The following is a 15,330-nucleotide window of genomic DNA, read 5'->3' as shown; positions in this document are numbered from 1 at the left end:
CCCTCCAACGAACTTTGCCCAGCATCCGATTTCACATATAACTCGAGTCATCCACAGGAGAGGAACCATGAAAAAGACAGCATCTGCTGTATGGCAAGGTGGTTTGAAGGACGGTAAAGGTACGATTTCCACAGGCAGCGGCGCGCTGAAGGAAAATCCCTACGGTTTCAACACTCGCTTCGAAGACCAGCCCGGCACTAACCCCGAGGAGCTGATTGGCGCAGCGCATGCGGGCTGCTTCTCCATGGCCTTTTCCATGATGCTGGGGATGGAGAACTTCACAGCCGAGCGTATCGAAACCAAGGCAGTGGTTACGCTCGACAAGGTAGGCGAAGGCTTCGAAATCACGACGATTGATTTGACCATGTCGGCCAAGATCCCAGGCATCGACAACGACCAATTCCAGGCCATCGCCAACAAGGCGAAAGAAGGCTGCCCAGTCTCCAAGGTACTGAACGCCAAGATCAGCCTAGATGCCACCTTGCTGAACTGATATTCAACTCAGTGCCTGGCTACGCTGCCGGGCACTGGTTGCCGCAAATACCTTCCAGCGTCATTCTTCAAGCGTATATAAAGACAACATGAAGCCTGTGGGTATCTCCTTAATTATGCACAGGAGTTGAATCTTATCCACATGCGCTATAGCAAACTCTATTGCTACTTCGTCTTAATACGCCTGTCTTTTGCCTTCAAGCCATAAATCCTGTTAGTCAAAACAGGGCTGCCACAATATCTATTTTCAGCATTGGATAATGTTCGGATCGTTTTGTACAGGCATTACTTATCCACATGCGTCAGTAGCAGGTCTCCTAATAAAGCTATCCAGAAGACGCAATGCTCTAATCAGGACGCCGCCAGCTGCTGTCTGAGTTCATGCAATACCGGGCCGCTCTCCGGCCGTATGCCGCGCCAAAGGTAAAATGCTTCGGCAGCCTGCTCAACCAGCATACCCAGACCATCCAGGACTTGTACTGCGCCGTGTGTGGCTGACCAACAACAGAAGGGCGTTGGCTCCTTGCTGTACATCATGTCGTAGGTAACGGTTACCCCAGCGCGGACCAAGGTAGAGGTGATAGGGGGAACATCGCCGGAAAGGCTGGCAGCAGTGCCATTGATGATCAGGTCGAACGGCTCCGCCTCAAGGTTGAACGCTGCCGCCTCGATCATTCCCAGCGCTGAAAATTCACGCGCCAGCTGTATGGCCTTACTCTCGGTCCGATTGGCAATGACCAGGGCCGCAGGCCGCTCCGCCAGAATGGGCTCCAACACGCCACGTACGGCACCACCAGCGCCCAGGATGAGGATACGCTTGCCAGTCAGGGACAGGCCTGCATTGACCGTCAGATCACGAACCAGTCCGGCACCGTCAGTGTTGTCGCCCAGAAAGGTCCCGTCTTCCCGCTTCTTTAGCGTATTGACCGCACCGGCACGTCGGGCACGCTCAGTCAGCTCATCGGCAAATCGAAAGGCATCCTCTTTGAACGGGACCGTCACATTGGCGCCTGCCGCATCGGCAAAAAAATCACGCGCGCTGCGCTCGAACTCGCCAAGCGGCGCAAGCCAGGTGTCGTAGCGCATGGCCTGTCCTGTCTGCTCGGCAAAGCGGCTATGAATGGCAGGCGACTTGCTATGGGCGACAGGGTTGCCAATGACGGCATAACGGTCCATGAGATGTCCTTGAAGCAAAGATCAATGGGTCGGTATCAGGTATCAGCCAACCAGTCACGGTCGGTCAGGAAGTACTCGGTCAAACGAGCCTCTTCGCTACCGGGCGCCGGCTTCCAGTCATATCCCCAACGCACAATGGGTGGCAGGGACATCAGGATCGACTCGGTACGGCCGCCCGATTGCAGACCGAACAGGGTGCCACGGTCATAGACCAGGTTGAACTCTACGTAGCGGCCGCGGCGATAGGCCTGGAACTCGCGCTGTGCTTCGGTAAAAGGCTCGTTCCGACGACGCTGTACAATCGGCAGGTAGGCGTTCAGGTAGGCATCGCCAATAGCCCGCAGAAAGGCAAAGCTGGTCTCGAAGTCCCACTCGTTCAGATCATCGAAGAACAGGCCACCGATTCCACGCGGCTCGTTGCGATGCTTGATCTGGAAGTAACGATCACACCAGGCTTTGTAACGCGGGTAGACGTCTTCACCGAATGGCGCACAGGCATCCCGTGCCACCCGGTGCCAGTGGATACAGTCTTCCTCGTTACCATAATAAGGCGTCAGATCCAGACCGCCACCAAACCACCAGACCGGTTCTTCACCGTCTTTTTCAGCGATGAAAAAACGCACATTGGCGTGGGAGGTGGGTACATTCGGGTTTTCAGGGTGGATCACCAGCGAGACGCCCATGGCCTCGAAACTGCGACCTGCCAGCTCAGGACGATGGGCGCTGGCCGAAGGCGGCATGCTGTCGCCGTGGACATGAGAGAAGTTCACACCGCCTTTTTCGATGACGGCACCTTCACCAATCACACGCGTACGACCACCGCCGCCGGTAGGACGTGTCCAGGCCTCCTCCATGAACCGGGCATGACCATCCTCCGCTTCCAAGGACTGGCAGATGCGATCCTGTAGATCGAGCAGGTATGCCTTTACGGCTTCGATTCGGTCTTTCACGGTCATCACCTGGAGTAGGGAAGGGTAAAGAAAGTCCTGAATCATACCACCGGAGGGTGCTTTGCCGGTTGACGCAGGCCTCTGCAAGGGATTGGATTAAGGTTCAGCCACTATTCTTACAAGGAAATCCCCATGGCAAAACGTATCCAGTTCAGCCGCACCGGCGGCCCGGAAGTGCTCGAATATGTCGATTTCACACCTGCCGAACCAGGGCCGAACGAGGTACGTGTCCGCAATGAGGCCATTGGACTCAACTTTATCGATACCTACTACCGGGGCGGCCTGTATCCCCTTGGTACTTTGCCATCCGGGCTGGGCAGTGAAGGTGCCGGGATTGTCGAGGCCATCGGCAGTGGCGTAACGCGGTTCAAGGTTGGAGATCGGGTTGCCTATGCCACCGGCCCGCTGGGCGCCTATGCCGAGGTCCATTCCCTGCCGGAGCGTAATCTGGTTCACCTGCCTGCAAGCGTCAGCTTTGAGCAGGCGGCAGCGGTCATGCTCAAGGGGCTGACCGTCCAGTACCTGCTGCGCCAGACCTATCGTGTCGAAGCGGGCGAAACCATCCTGTTTCATGCCGCTGCGGGCGGCGTCGGCTCTCTGGCCTGTCAGTGGGCAAAATCGCTGGGTGTGCGCGTGATCGGCACTGTGGGCTCTGCTGCCAAGGCCGAACATGCCCGTCGCCTGGGCGCCTGGGAGACAATCAATTACAAGGAAGAGGATATCGCCAAGCGAGTCCTTGAGCTGACCAATGGTAGGAAGTGTCCGGTCGTTTATGACAGTGTCGGCAAGGATACCTGGGAGGCGTCGCTGGACTGCATCTCACCGCGTGGCCTGATGGTCAGTTTTGGAAATTCGTCTGGCGCTGTGACAGGGGTCAACCTGGCGATCTTGAACCAGAAAGGCTCGCTGTTTGTCACACGTCCGTCCCTGGCAGGCTATGCCGATACGCCAGAACGGCTGCAATCCATGGCAGACGAACTCTTCGGCCTGGTCGCCAACGGTACGCTCAAGATCGAGATCAACCAACGCTACCTGTTATCCGAAGCCGCCCAGGCGCAACGTGCCCTGACAGGCCGCGAAACAACGGGGTCAACCGTTCTGATCCTGGAACGGTCATAATTGCAGGAAAGGAGGCAAGCCTGGCTTGCCTCCTCCGTAGTACCGCTGATTTGGAGCCTGTGTCGATCGTATGCCTCATCAAGCCCTCCTCGCTGCGATCCTCGACAGCGCTACGGATTACGCCATCATTACCACGGACCTGGACGGGCGACTGACCAGCTGGAATGCCGGTGCCCAGACGCTGTTCGGCTGGAGCGAGGCCGAGGTGGTCGGGAAGACCGTCGAGTTCCTGCTCAACGCCGAAGACCTCATCGGTCCCATTCTTCATCAGGAGCGGCAAACGGCCCGAGCGAAAGGTCATGTGAACAGCCAGCGCTGGTATGTACGCCGCGACGGCACGCAGTTCTGGGGAAGTGCGCGAACCGTACCGCTCATGAAAGACGACCTTCATCTCGGCTTTCTGCTGACCCTGCGGGATCGAACCCAATCCCTGCATACCGAGCGCGACCGCGATCATCTGACTGACACGCTCAGCCGCCGCGTGACCCAGCTCAAGGCATTGGCCGAAGCAACGCGGGCGATTACCTCGGCGCCCGATATGAAAACCACCGTGGACGCCATTACCGAGCAGGCCCGCCTGATCGTAGGGGCTCACCAATCCGTAGTCAGCATGACCCAGGGTGAAGACTGGAGCCAATCCATCACCAGCGTGTCGCTTTCCGAGAAATACGCGAAGTGGCGCCATCTCGACGCCCTGCCCAGCGGCGGTGGCATCTATGCCATGGTCTGCGAGACCAATCAGCCCGTGCGCATGACCCAGGCCGAGTTGGAAGCGCATACGCGCTGGAAGAACTTTGGCACCTATGTCAATGAACATCCACCCATGCGCGGTTGGCTGGCGGTCCCGTTGATCAGCCATCAGGGCACCAATCTGGGTCTGATCCAGCTTTCGGATAAGTTCACGGGTGAGTTCGATGAGGCGGACGAAGCCATTGTGGTGCAGTTGGCGCAGTTCGCGTCGGTCGCCATCGAAAAGGCCAGGGCACAGGATCAACTTCACCAAAGCCAAGCCCGGCTACAACTCGAAAGTGGCTTGCTGACCAGCGTCCTGGAGCAGGCCCCTCTGGGTATTTCCATCTCCGAAGCGGGCACTGGGCGCTCATTGATGCTGAACAAACAGATTCAGAACCAACTTGGCATTACACCGGGCGGGGAGAGTCTGCATCGCTACAAGCATCTGGGAGCGGTTCATTCTGATGGCCGACCCTACGCCATTGAGGACTACCCGACGGTACGGGCGCTTTCCTCTGGAAATCCCATCCCACCGGAACCCATGATCTATCGGCGCGCGGACGGGACCGTTCGCACATTTGAAGTTTCCAGCGCGCCCGTGCGTAATTCCGAAGGCGAGGTCATCGCCTCGGTGACTGTTTCCATCGATATCGAAGATCGGCTTCAGGCCGAAGCCACCCTACAGGACCGTACCAACCGCTTGTCCACGTTGATCAACCAGGCTGCGGTCGGTATCTGCCAGACGGACCTCAACGGCACGATCGTGCTCGTCAATGCACGCTATTGCGATATTCTCGGGCGCTCCGAAGAAGAGTTGATCGGCAGCAATGTCGATGCACTGACGCATCCGTCAGATCGCCAGACCAGCAAGGTGCTGACCCAGCAGATGTTCAAGACGGGGGAGTCCTATCTGGTCGACAAGCGCTATATGCGGCCGGATGGCTCCCAGGTCTGGACCAGCTTGCACGTCTCGCTAGCCCATGACGCAGAGGGCATGCCTCAGTATGTCAGTGCCGTGGTTGTGGACATTACCCAGCGCAAGCAGGCCGAAGCGTCGCTGCACCTGTCGAACCAGCGGTTCCGCGCTGCAGTCGATGCGGTTCAGGGGGTGCTTTGGACCAACAACGCCAAGGGCCGCATGATTGGAGAACAGCCAGCCTGGAGTGCCCTGACGGGTCAGACGTATGAGGAATACCAGGGCACGGGCTGGACCCGCGCGCTGCATCCCGAAGATGCTCCTCGCTCGCTCAAGCGGTGGCGTGCTGCCTTACGTGGACGCAAGACCTTTCACGACGAACAGCGCGTGCGTTGCCAGAACGGCAAGTGGCGGATCTTTTCGGTCCGGGCGATCCCGGTCATCGAAGAGGGCGTCATTGTCGAATGGGTAGGCGTACACACAGACATCACCGAGATTCGCCAGGTCGAGCAGCGTTTGCGCCAGTTGAACGAAACCCTGGAACAACGGGTTGCCGAACGAACCGCCGAACGCGACCGCACCTGGGCACTGTCTGACGATCTCTTGGGTGTGTTCGCGCGTGAGCGCTGGCAAAGCCTGAACCCGGCATGGACGCGCCAGCTGGGCTGGTCCCAATCGGAGCTGCTGGCATTTGAGACTTCCCGTCTCGAGTATCCCGATGATCCATCGCCTACACAGCATTTTCGACAGCTCCCGATCGGCGAGACGATCAATGGCCTTCGCAGCCGCTACCGAGCCCGCTCAGGCGAATGGCATTGGATCGATTGGAAGGCCACGGCCGACAAGGATGGACAGGTTTATGTCTTTGCGCGGGATGTCACGGCTGAAGTGGAGGCGGCGGTCATGCTCAAGCAGACCGAGGAAGCCCTACGCCAGTCGCAGAAGATGGAAGCGGTCGGGCAACTCACCGGCGGGATTGCCCATGACTTTAATAACCTGCTGACCGGCATCATTGGTTCGCTTGAAATCATGAAGCGCCGAATTGGCAGCCAGCAGCTTCAAGGGCTGGAGCGTTACATGGAGGCCGCCAGTGTCTCTGCTCATCGTGCTGCCACATTGACGCAGCGCCTGCTGGCCTTTGCTCGTCGTCAGACACTCGATCCTCAACCCATCGATCTGAATGCCCTCGTCACTTCACTGGAAGATCTGGTCCGGCGAACCCTCGGCGAGCACATCGAAATCATCACCCAACTGCATCCCTATCTCTGGCATGCCCTGTCGGATACCAACCAGCTGGAAAACGCCCTGTTGAACCTGGTCATCAACGCGCGCGACGCAATGCCTGATGGGGGTACCCTGGTACTCAAAACAGGTCATTTTTTCAATGAGGCAACCCATCCGCTAGAAGATCTGAATCCAGGTCACTACGTCACGCTAACAGTCCGGGACAGCGGTACCGGTATGAGTCCGGAGGTCGTAGCCAAGGCCTTCGACCCGTTCTTTACTACCAAGCCCATTGGGCAGGGCACAGGCCTGGGTCTGTCAATGATCTATGGTTTCGTCAAACAGTCTGGCGGCCATGTCACCTTGCAAAGCGAAGTAGGGCAAGGCACAACGATTACCCTGTATTTCCCCCGTGCACTTCAAGCCGAGTCTCTGGATCAAGAGGAAGTCGAAGCAGTCGTAGCGCCAGGAAACGGCGAATCCATTCTGGTCGTGGGTGATGACTCGGCCGTTCGCCTGCTCGTGGTCGAAGTACTCAATGAGTTGGGGTACGCGGCCCAGGATACTCACCATGCACATGAGGCCCTGGCTATTCTGGAATCCGACGCGCCGGTGGATCTACTGATTACCGATGTAGGGCTACCCGGCATGAGCGGTACGCAACTGGCCGAGTGGGCACGAGCGTCACGTCCGACATTGAAGATTCTCTTCATGACCGGCTATGCGGGCGAAGCCGTCCAGCCCAAGGGTAGTCTGACTGAAGGTACCGACATAATCGGCAAGCCTTTCCTGATCGATGAGCTGGCCAACCGGGTCCGTCATATGCTTGTTGACGAACCCCAGAGCTGACCATTTAGCCATAGAGGTCAGCTCTACTATCAGGGACGAAAGACCTGACCTGTTTCCAGATCGCGGATAACGCTGGGGCTTCTGCGACCACCCAGCGCACCGCCCAGCACGGCGTCCAGCTCTCCGGAAAAATACTGCTCAACCTTAAGCCGTGAACGGGCGGCCGGACGTCCCGCCGGGTTGGCGGAGGTAGAAATGATCGGGCCGCTCAAGGCACACAGTTCACGCACCAGAGGGTGGTCAGTCACACGCAACGCTACCGTTTGATGCACACCCGTCACCCAGCCCGGCAAGCGGTTCTGGTGCGGCACCAGCCAGGTATTGGGCCCCGGCCATGTGCTCGACAGTTTGTCCTTCCATTCCTTGGGCAGATCATGCAGCAGGAAATCGAACTGCCTGATGTTGTCGGCCACTACAATCAAACCCTTTTCCAGCGGGCGCTGCTTGATACGCAGCAACCGATAGACCGCAGCCGCATCCCAGGGATCACATCCCAGGCCCCAGACTGCCTCGGTCGGGTAGGCGATTACACCGCCGTGACGTATGACGTGAGCAGCATATTGAACGCGCCAGCAGCTGAGCATCGGTTCACTCCTGTCCATAAAAAGATCACGAGTTTAACCGAGACTGACCCGTCACGCTCGATAGACCCAAAGTCCATTTTCACGGGCCACACGGCCATCCAGCTCAAGCTCCGTCAGCTCGGCCAGCAAATGAGAAACCTCGTAACCGCTGAGCTGGGCAAGCGTCTCGCTGTTCTGGGGGGAAGCCCTCAGCACGTCCAGCAAAGGATGCGTTTCACGTGGAACATCTGCTGGTTCAGGCTCATTCATCAAGGGCAGGGACGATTGTCCAAACGGTGCCTGCCAGCCTCTGAGCGATTCCAGAATATGTTCGATACTCTCGACCAGTTGCGCCCCTTCACGGACCAGCTGATGGCAGCCACGTGCGCCGGGATGATGAATCGAGCCGGGAATGGCAAACACTTCGCGTCCTTGCTCTGCTGCCAGCCGCGCTGTGATCAGGGAGCCACTCGAAGGACTCGCCTCGACCACCAGTACACCGAGTGATAACCCGCTGATGATACGGTTACGCCGCGGAAAGTTGGCGGCGTTGGGTGCTGCATCCAAGGGTAGCTCTGACACCAGCGCGCCACCGTGCTCGACGATACGACGAGCCAGGCTGATATGGCGACGAGGATAGAGTCGCTCAAGCCCTGTGCCCAATACGGCAATCGTAGCACCGCTGGCTTCCAGCGCACCTTCGTGAGCTGCACCATCGACGCCGAGCGCAAGGCCGCTGGTTACGCAGAAACCTGCCGCCGCAAGGCTCTTGGAAAACCGGCGAGCGTTATCAAGCCCATAGGCACTCGCCTGGCGGCTGCCGACCAGGGCGAGCTGGGGCCGCTCCAGCAGTTCCACGGCTCCCGCTACATAGAGCAGAGGTGGCGCCCCCTTGGTTTCGGCCAGTAGTGCGGAATAGCGGGGATCATCCCAACACACCAAGTGGTGATGTTCACTTTCCAGCCAGGCGAGAGCATGGGCTGCACGTTCACGGGTTTCAGCGGTACGGCGGGCGTCTGCGCAGACGCCCGGAATACCCAATGCCTGCCAGGCGGAAGCCGGCGCACTAAGCGCTGCCGAAGCACTGCCAAAGGCATGAATCAGATGGTGAAAGCGGCGCGGACCAATTTCAGGGAGATTATGCAGACGCAGGCGGGCTTCAAGCTCCGCCGGAGAAGAAAACGACATACGATCATCCTTGATCGTGGCGCACCCCTTGAAAGGCTGCGCCAGTGTGACTATTTAGGGATTACGGACCTTGTCCAGAACCGAGAGCTGACGAGTCGCATTCAGGACCAGGCCATAGCTGAGCTTGTCATAGGTGCGAAAGATCATCAGCAGACCAGAGCGCTCGTCGGGCACCTTGACGTTATCACCCGTTACCCGGTCGCGTACGGTTTCGCCGGTCTTGTAGACAGCCAGTACGTTGCCTTCGACCAACCCGTCGCGCATACCCTTGTTGATGATGACCACATCGAACTGGCCGATCTGGGTAACACCACGCGGAACATCAAGAATGATTCCGTTGATGTCCCTGTCGGGTGCACTGGGCATAAAGGTCGAGTTGACGACACGCTGCTCGGTGGGGAACAGGCGATCGCCCAGGCGAACCTCTTCATTGGAGCGGCTGAGCACCAGCGTGGTCATGTCGCCTTCAGAGGTCACCTTGTCGCCGCTACCGATATAATCGGCGTTTATGCCCAGAAATTCTTCAGTCTGGGGATCTTTATACGCTTTTCCCTGCCGATAAATACTGTAGGCAGGCTGGTCCTCGGTGAAGTGGCCACGTGCGTAGACTCGATCACCGGCGCCACTGACAACACGCTCGGCATTGCCGGCCACGATATAGGGGGCGTTCCTGAATTGATTGGCATCATCGATCACACGGTTCGACAGCAGGAAGCTGTTGATGGCCTCCAGCGGAATCGTCGGTATCGCTTCGGCAATCGGTGTCGACCGGATGGTAGGCGACAGTTTGATCGTGCCGCGGGACTCGCCACGGTTGAGCATCAGCCGAGGCTGCCCGTCCACGTAGACAAGACTCAGTCTATCGCCGGGATAGATCAAATGCGGGTTTTCGACCTGTGGGTTGGCATGCCATATTTCTGGCCACTGCCAGGGCTTGCTCAAAAATTTGCCGGAAATATCCCAAAGGGTATCGCCGCGCACCACCGTGTAACTGTCTGGATGCCCCTGGCGCAGCTGTACGTCGGCCTGCACCCAACTGCTAGCCGCCACCAGCAACAGGGCGAACAACGATTTCCTCATCCGGTGAATCCCTTTACTATGTGCAATATGCAAAAAAACCCTGAGGGAATGCCCCAATCACTCCCTGGCGGGGCTATTAAATCAACGCTGCTGCATCTTAGCAGTGCCTTTCGAATTTATTCCACACGTGCTTCACACACATCATGGCCCTTTTAAATATCTTAGAATTCCCTGATCCCCGCTTGCGCACTATCGCTAAGCCGGTTGCGGAGGTGGACGATGCCCTTCGTCAGGTGATCGATGACATGTTCGAAACCATGTACGAAGCGCCTGGCATAGGATTGGCCGCTACCCAAGTCAATGTTCACAAACAGCTGATCGTCATCGATATCAGTGAAGACAAGAGCCAGCCGCTCGTGTTCATCAACCCGAAACTGGAACCCCTGACCCAGGACTTGGGCGAGTACCAGGAAGGCTGCCTGTCCGTACCGGGCTTCTACGAAAAAGTAGAGCGACCTGAACGCGTCAAGGTAAATGCCCTTGATCGTAATGGCGAGCCGTTCGAGATGATTTGCGAAGGCCTGCTGGCTGTTTGCATTCAGCATGAAGTGGATCACCTCAACGGCAAGTTGTTTGTTGATTATCTATCCTCGCTCAAGCGCGACCGCATCAAGAAAAAGCTGGAAAAGCAGCACCGCCAGCAGAACGCCTGATCGCTCTGAAAAGGCCTGCAGCAGCAGGCCTTTTTCATTCTGGTGCCAAGACCTCTATCCTATGCAAGACTCGCCTTTATAGTAGCGAGCAGTTGCTGCCTTGTACTGATCCATGAGAGCCCCATGACTCAACCTTTGCGTATTGTCTTTGCTGGTACACCAGAATTTGCCGCCCGCCATCTACATGCTCTGTTAAGGGTAGGCTACTCAATAGCCGCCGTGTATACACAACCTGACCGTCCGGCTGGACGAGGGCAGAAACTGGCGATGAGTCCCGTCAAGCAGCTGGCGGAATCTCACAACATTCCAGTGTATCAACCTCAGACGCTACGCAACGCTGATGCACAGGCAGAGCTTGCAGCCCTTAAGCCTGATCTCCTGATCGTCGTGGCCTATGGGTTGATTCTGCCGCAAGCCGTACTGGATATTCCGCGCCTGGGCTGCATTAACAGCCATGCCTCGCTATTACCTCGCTGGCGGGGGGCTGCGCCGATCCAGCGTGCCATCGAAGCGGGCGATGCCGAAACGGGCGTCACGGTCATGCGGATGGAAGCGGGCCTGGATACCGGCCCCATGTTGAGCAAGGTAAGTACACAGATTACTGCCGAAGATACCGGTGGCAGCCTACATGACCGTCTCGCATTGCTAGGCGCAGAAGCGGTTGTCGAAGCCATTCCTGCATTGGCAGCCGGTACGTTGCCAGACAAGCTGCAGGATGATGCCTTGGCAACTTACGCTCATAAGCTTAACAAGGAAGAAGCCAAGCTGGACTGGAGCCGTCCTGCTGTCGATCTGGAACGGCTGATCCGTGCCTTCAATCCGTGGCCGTTATGCCACAGCACACTGGCGGGAGAAGGCGTGAAAATCTACGCGGCAACAGTAGTAGACGGCAACGGACAACCAGGTGAGATTCTGGAGGCCAGCCGTGAAGGCTTACGCGTTGCCTGTGGTGGAGACGCATTGCTGTTAACGCGCATACAGTTTCCTGGCGGTAAACCGCTCGCGTTTGCTGACTTGTTTAATGCCCGCCGTGAGCGCTTTGCCGCAGGTCAGGTACTTGGCTTATGAGTCTTAATCCCCGTCTTGCTGCGGCTCGGGCACTGGCTGCCGTGCTGGCAGGCCGCGCCTCGCTGGGTAGCAGCCTGCCAGCCCAACAGGACAAAGTTGATCCACGGGATCGTGCGCTGGTTCAGGAGCTGGCTTTTGGCACCGCTCGCTGGCAGCCCCGGTTGGCTCTGCTGGCCGAGAAGCTGTTACAAAAACCATTCAAGGCAGCGGATCGCGACGTGGAAGCGCTGCTGCTGGTTGGTCTGTATCAGCTCCTCTACACTCGCGTGCCTGCCCATGCAGCCTTAGGTGAAACCGTAGGCTGCGCGGACAAGCTTAAAAAGCCTTGGGCAAAAAGCCTGCTCAATGCAGTACTGCGTCGTGCCCAACGGGAAGGCGAAGAGATCCTGGCAAGCCTTGAGCGTGACCCTGCCGCTCGGCTGGCCCATCCGCGTTGGCTACAAAAAGAGCTCAAGGCGCGTTGGCCTGAGCACTGGGAAGCGATCTGCCACGCCAACAATCTTCATCCCCCGCTCATTTTGCGGGTAAACCATCGCTTGGGAACACGAGACGCTTATCTGGCCGAACTCATTGCCGCCGGTATTGAGGCTGAAGCCTGCGCCTACAGTGAGGACGGCATTCGCCTGCTGGCAGCTCAGGATGTAAAAACCCTGCCGGGCTTTGCCGAGGGTCGCGTCAGCGTTCAGGACGAAGCCGCGCAACTGTCAGCCCTGTTGCTGGAATTGGCACCTGGCCAGCGTGTGCTGGATGCCTGCTGCGCGCCTGGTGGCAAGACGTGCCACATCCTTGAGCGGGAAGAGCGCTTGGCCGAAGTTGTGGCTATCGATGCCGAGGAGGCGCGTCTCGCCCGAGTACGTGAAAACCTCAGCCGCCTCAACCTTTCTGCCACCTTGATTGCAGCGGACGGCCGCGCAGTGGATAACTGGTGGGACGGCAAACCGTTCCAGCGCATTCTGCTCGACGCACCCTGTTCAGCCACAGGCGTCATCCGTCGCCATCCAGATATCAAGCTTACCCGTACACCCGAGGACATTCCTGCCTTGGCCCAATTACAGGCTGAACTCCTGGATGCACTCTGGCCCACGCTAGAAGTCGGAGGCATTCTGCTGTATGCCACGTGCTCGGTAATGCCGGTTGAAAATACCGATAACATCGGCGCGTTTCTGGCGCGAACGCCGGGCGCCAGGGAGCTGGATATCCCAGCACCCTGGGGGATCAAACAGCCACATGGCCGACAGTTGCTTCCCCAAGAAAATGGTCACGATGGGTTTTACTACGCCAAGCTGATCAAAATCGCTAAATAAGAGGACTGCCCATGCTCGAATCACTGGAAAAAATGCTGGCCAAGGGAATGGATAATCCCATGTTGCGGTTCGGGCTGGGCAAGGGCTATCTGGATGCGGGTGATGCTACCCAGGCGGCTGTACACCTTCGGCGCTGTGTGGAACAAGATGCAGGTTACTCCGCTGCCTGGAAGCTACTTGGCAAGGCGTTGGATCAGCAGGGCGACAGTGACGGGGCTCGTACGGCTTGGCAGGTGGGCCTGGCAGCAGCCCAAGCCAAAGGCGATAAGCAGTCAGAGAAAGAAATGACGGTTTTCCTGAAGCGTCTGGATAAGCAAAAGGGCTAAGCCAAACTTCCTGGCCTATCCTCGCAGGAAGCGGAAGCCCGCACCAAGTGCATCCACGCGCATTACTTCCATATCCACTATCGGTGCCTCGATAGGCAGGTCCAGCACCTGCCCCTGCACCCTTGTGCCGACAGGCCACTCCGTCAACGTCGCATGCTGTACATAGACGCCACCATCAGACAGATCGCGTGTCTGGCAGATCAGCTCGCCAAAGTCCGGATGCGTGATGCGCAACCGGACTTTCATGGCTATACGTGGGTGGCGTCTCTGATTGATACCCATCACGTTCTCCTACTTACTGCTTTTCCGTCTGTCATCAGAATAACCACTGCGCCAGAAGCCACAGGTTGGCGAGACTGATGATACCGAACAGAAACCAGGCCAGCAGCTTGGTATAGGTGCGATTAGCAAAAGGGCCCATGAGTTTCGTATCGCTCGTCATGCGAATGAGCGGGTAGAGCGCAAAGGGAAGCTGCAGACTCAGGACAACCTGACTCAGTACCAATAGCTTGCCCACGGAACCCTCGCCCAACCACCACACGCCAATCAGCGCCGGGACCAGGGCCATGGCGCGTGTGGCCAATCGCTGCTGCCAGCAGGGAATCTTGAGTTGCAGATACCCTTCCAGGATGACCTGTCCGGCTACCGTCCCGGTAAAGGTCGAGCTTTGTCCCGAAGCCAGCAGCGCCACACCAAACAGAATGCTGGCGAGCGCACCGCCAACCAGCGGATCGAGCAGGTGGTACGCATCCTGAATCTCGACCACATCCGTATGGCCGGTACGGTGAAATGCCGAAGCGGCCAGAATCAGGATCGCCGCATTGATCAGCAGGGCCAGCGCCAGCGAGCCAATGGTATCGAAACGCGCCAGCCGAATGGCCTCTAGCCGGCTGGCCTGATCCTTCGCCACCAGACGTGTCTGCACCACCGAAGAGTGCAAATAGAGGTTGTGCGGCATGACGGTCGCGCCCAGGATGCCGATCGCCAGATACAAGGGCTCCTGATGAGCGATCGCCTCCCAGGACGGTACGAAGCCTTTTGCCACGTCGGGCCAGAATGGATTGACCAGCATCAGCTCGATAAAGAAGCAGATACCGATCGTGGCGGCCAGCCCCAGCATGATGGCCTCCAACTGACGGAACCCCCGACGCTGCAAGCTCAGGATCAACAAGGTATCGAAAGCCGTCAGGATGATCCCCGTGGTTAGCGAGCACCCAAGCAGCAGATGAAATGCCAACGCGCATCCCAGCACCTCCGCCAGATCGGTGGCGATGATGGATATCTGTGCCAATGCCCAGTGCGTCTTGGCTGTCCGCGGGCTGTATCGCTCGCGAGAGAGCTGCGCCAGATCGCGGCCAGTGGCCAGTCCCAGACGCGCGCATAGGCACTGAACCACCATGCCGGCCAAGCTGGCCAGCAACACCACAAACAAGAGGCTGTAGCCAAAGCGGGAGCCTGCCTCGATGGCGGTCGCCCAGTTGCCAGGATCCATGTAACCGATCGAGACCAGAAGGCCCGGACCTGCAAACTGGAAAGCCTTGCGCCAGAAGGGCGCACCGGGCGTGACAGTCACCGACCCACTGACCTCGGAGGGACAGAAGGGTGCTGTAGCAATTTTGGGAATTGAGAATTTCACCTGCTGCTCTCGATCAGTAAGACTGGTTTGCCTGTATCAAGGCCTGGTCTGAAC

The 15,330-nt window shown here is 58.0% G+C and carries 14 protein-coding genes; 7 read left to right on the top strand and 7 right to left on the bottom strand.

Annotated features, from left to right (window positions below; all coding sequences use genetic code 11):
• Nucleotides 1–67: 67 nt before the first annotated feature.
• On the top strand, nt 68–493 hold the full coding sequence (locus tag AC4LF3_RS00125) for an OsmC family protein (protein ID WP_010796368.1): 426 nt from the start codon (nt 68–70) through the stop codon (nt 491–493).
• A gap of 350 nt (nt 494–843) precedes the next feature.
• On the opposite strand, the gene aroE is transcribed toward AC4LF3_RS00125, so the two are convergent.
• Together aroE and hemF are read right to left on the bottom strand one after the other, a co-directional pair.
• Nucleotides 844–1,668, bottom strand: a complete 825-nt coding sequence (gene aroE, locus AC4LF3_RS00120) for a shikimate dehydrogenase (protein ID WP_491834566.1) — start codon at nt 1,666–1,668, stop codon at nt 844–846.
• Nucleotides 1,669–1,703: 35 nt separating this feature from the next.
• On the bottom strand, nt 1,704–2,618 hold the full coding sequence (gene hemF / locus AC4LF3_RS00115; protein ID WP_112297975.1) for an oxygen-dependent coproporphyrinogen oxidase: 915 nt from the start codon (nt 2,616–2,618) through the stop codon (nt 1,704–1,706).
• Between the two features lie 132 nt (nt 2,619–2,750).
• On the opposite strand from hemF, the gene AC4LF3_RS00110 reads away from it, so the two are divergent.
• On the top strand, nt 2,751–3,737 hold the full coding sequence (locus tag AC4LF3_RS00110) for an NADPH:quinone reductase (protein WP_491834565.1): 987 nt from the start codon (nt 2,751–2,753) through the stop codon (nt 3,735–3,737).
• A 70-nt stretch (nt 3,738–3,807) separates the two neighbouring features.
• Complete coding sequence (locus AC4LF3_RS00105) at nt 3,808–7,458, top strand: PAS domain S-box protein (protein WP_491834564.1); 3,651 nt, start codon at nt 3,808–3,810, stop codon at nt 7,456–7,458.
• A gap of 29 nt (nt 7,459–7,487) precedes the next feature.
• Here AC4LF3_RS00105 and tsaC read toward each other — a convergent pair whose 3' ends face one another.
• Genes tsaC through AC4LF3_RS00090 form a run of 3 tightly spaced genes read right to left on the bottom strand, consistent with a single transcriptional unit; the run spans nt 7,488 to nt 10,289 of the window.
• Nucleotides 7,488–8,042 (bottom strand): L-threonylcarbamoyladenylate synthase type 1 TsaC, encoded by a 555-nt coding sequence (gene tsaC, locus AC4LF3_RS00100; RefSeq protein WP_010796363.1) that lies wholly within the window; start codon nt 8,040–8,042, stop codon nt 7,488–7,490.
• Between the two features lie 51 nt (nt 8,043–8,093).
• Complete coding sequence (gene dprA / locus AC4LF3_RS00095) at nt 8,094–9,209, bottom strand: DNA-processing protein DprA (protein ID WP_010796362.1); 1,116 nt, start codon at nt 9,207–9,209, stop codon at nt 8,094–8,096.
• 54 nt (nt 9,210–9,263) lie between these two features.
• Entirely contained in the window at nt 9,264–10,289 is a 1,026-nt protein-coding gene (locus tag AC4LF3_RS00090) for a LysM peptidoglycan-binding domain-containing protein (protein WP_010796361.1), read from the bottom strand.
• Between the two features lie 143 nt (nt 10,290–10,432).
• Here AC4LF3_RS00090 and def point away from each other — a divergent pair, with 143 nt between their 5' ends.
• From def to AC4LF3_RS00070, 4 genes are all read left to right on the top strand, one after another.
• Entirely contained in the window at nt 10,433–10,942 is a 510-nt protein-coding gene (gene def, locus AC4LF3_RS00085) for a peptide deformylase (RefSeq protein WP_188866209.1), read from the top strand.
• A 123-nt stretch (nt 10,943–11,065) separates the two neighbouring features.
• The gene (gene fmt / locus AC4LF3_RS00080) at nt 11,066–12,010 is read left to right on the top strand and encodes a methionyl-tRNA formyltransferase (RefSeq protein ID WP_491834563.1); all 945 of its coding nucleotides are present in this window, start codon (nt 11,066–11,068) and stop codon (nt 12,008–12,010) included.
• Nucleotides 12,007–13,314, top strand: coding sequence for a 16S rRNA (cytosine(967)-C(5))-methyltransferase RsmB (gene rsmB / locus AC4LF3_RS00075; protein ID WP_491834562.1), 1,308 nt, complete (start codon nt 12,007–12,009; stop codon nt 13,312–13,314). Before fmt ends, rsmB begins: the two co-directional genes overlap by 4 nt.
• 11 nt (nt 13,315–13,325) lie before the next feature.
• A complete protein-coding gene (locus AC4LF3_RS00070; RefSeq protein WP_491834561.1) occupies nt 13,326–13,640 on the top strand; it encodes a tetratricopeptide repeat protein in 315 nt (104 codons plus the stop codon).
• A 15-nt stretch (nt 13,641–13,655) separates the two neighbouring features.
• Here AC4LF3_RS00070 and AC4LF3_RS00065 read toward each other — a convergent pair whose 3' ends face one another.
• Nucleotides 13,656–13,922, bottom strand: a complete 267-nt coding sequence (locus AC4LF3_RS00065) for a PilZ domain-containing protein (protein WP_188866213.1) — start codon at nt 13,920–13,922, stop codon at nt 13,656–13,658.
• Nucleotides 13,923–13,956: 34 nt separating this feature from the next.
• Nucleotides 13,957–15,276 (bottom strand): Nramp family divalent metal transporter, encoded by a 1,320-nt coding sequence (locus tag AC4LF3_RS00060; protein ID WP_491834560.1) that lies wholly within the window; start codon nt 15,274–15,276, stop codon nt 13,957–13,959.
• Nucleotides 15,277–15,330 lie beyond the last annotated feature (54 nt).

Source organism: Pseudomonas sp. C2.3V, assembly GCF_058536325.1.
The sequence above is the reverse complement of the archived record's forward strand: the minus strand, read 5'-3'. Positions and strand labels throughout refer to the sequence as shown.

Bases quoted from the DNA above. Each gene is read 5' to 3' on its own strand.
- AC4LF3_RS00125 (WP_010796368.1), top strand. From the start codon at position 68: ATGAAAAAGACAGCATCTGCTGTATGGCAAGGTGGTTTGAAGGACGGT.
- aroE (WP_491834566.1), bottom strand. From the start codon at position 1,668: ATGGACCGTTATGCCGTCATTGGCAACCCTGTCGCCCATAGCAAGTCG.
- AC4LF3_RS00110 (WP_491834565.1), top strand. From the start codon at position 2,751: ATGGCAAAACGTATCCAGTTCAGCCGCACCGGCGGCCCGGAAGTGCTC.
- AC4LF3_RS00105 (WP_491834564.1), top strand. From the start codon at position 3,808: ATGCCTCATCAAGCCCTCCTCGCTGCGATCCTCGACAGCGCTACGGAT.
- tsaC (WP_010796363.1), bottom strand. From the start codon at position 8,042: ATGCTCAGCTGCTGGCGCGTTCAATATGCTGCTCACGTCATACGTCAC.
- dprA (WP_010796362.1), bottom strand. From the start codon at position 9,209: ATGTCGTTTTCTTCTCCGGCGGAGCTTGAAGCCCGCCTGCGTCTGCAT.
- AC4LF3_RS00090 (WP_010796361.1), bottom strand. From the start codon at position 10,289: ATGAGGAAATCGTTGTTCGCCCTGTTGCTGGTGGCGGCTAGCAGTTGG.
- def (WP_188866209.1), top strand. From the start codon at position 10,433: ATGGCCCTTTTAAATATCTTAGAATTCCCTGATCCCCGCTTGCGCACT.
- fmt (WP_491834563.1), top strand. From the start codon at position 11,066: ATGACTCAACCTTTGCGTATTGTCTTTGCTGGTACACCAGAATTTGCC.
- rsmB (WP_491834562.1), top strand. From the start codon at position 12,007: ATGAGTCTTAATCCCCGTCTTGCTGCGGCTCGGGCACTGGCTGCCGTG.
- AC4LF3_RS00070 (WP_491834561.1), top strand. From the start codon at position 13,326: ATGCTCGAATCACTGGAAAAAATGCTGGCCAAGGGAATGGATAATCCC.
- AC4LF3_RS00065 (WP_188866213.1), bottom strand. From the start codon at position 13,922: ATGGGTATCAATCAGAGACGCCACCCACGTATAGCCATGAAAGTCCGG.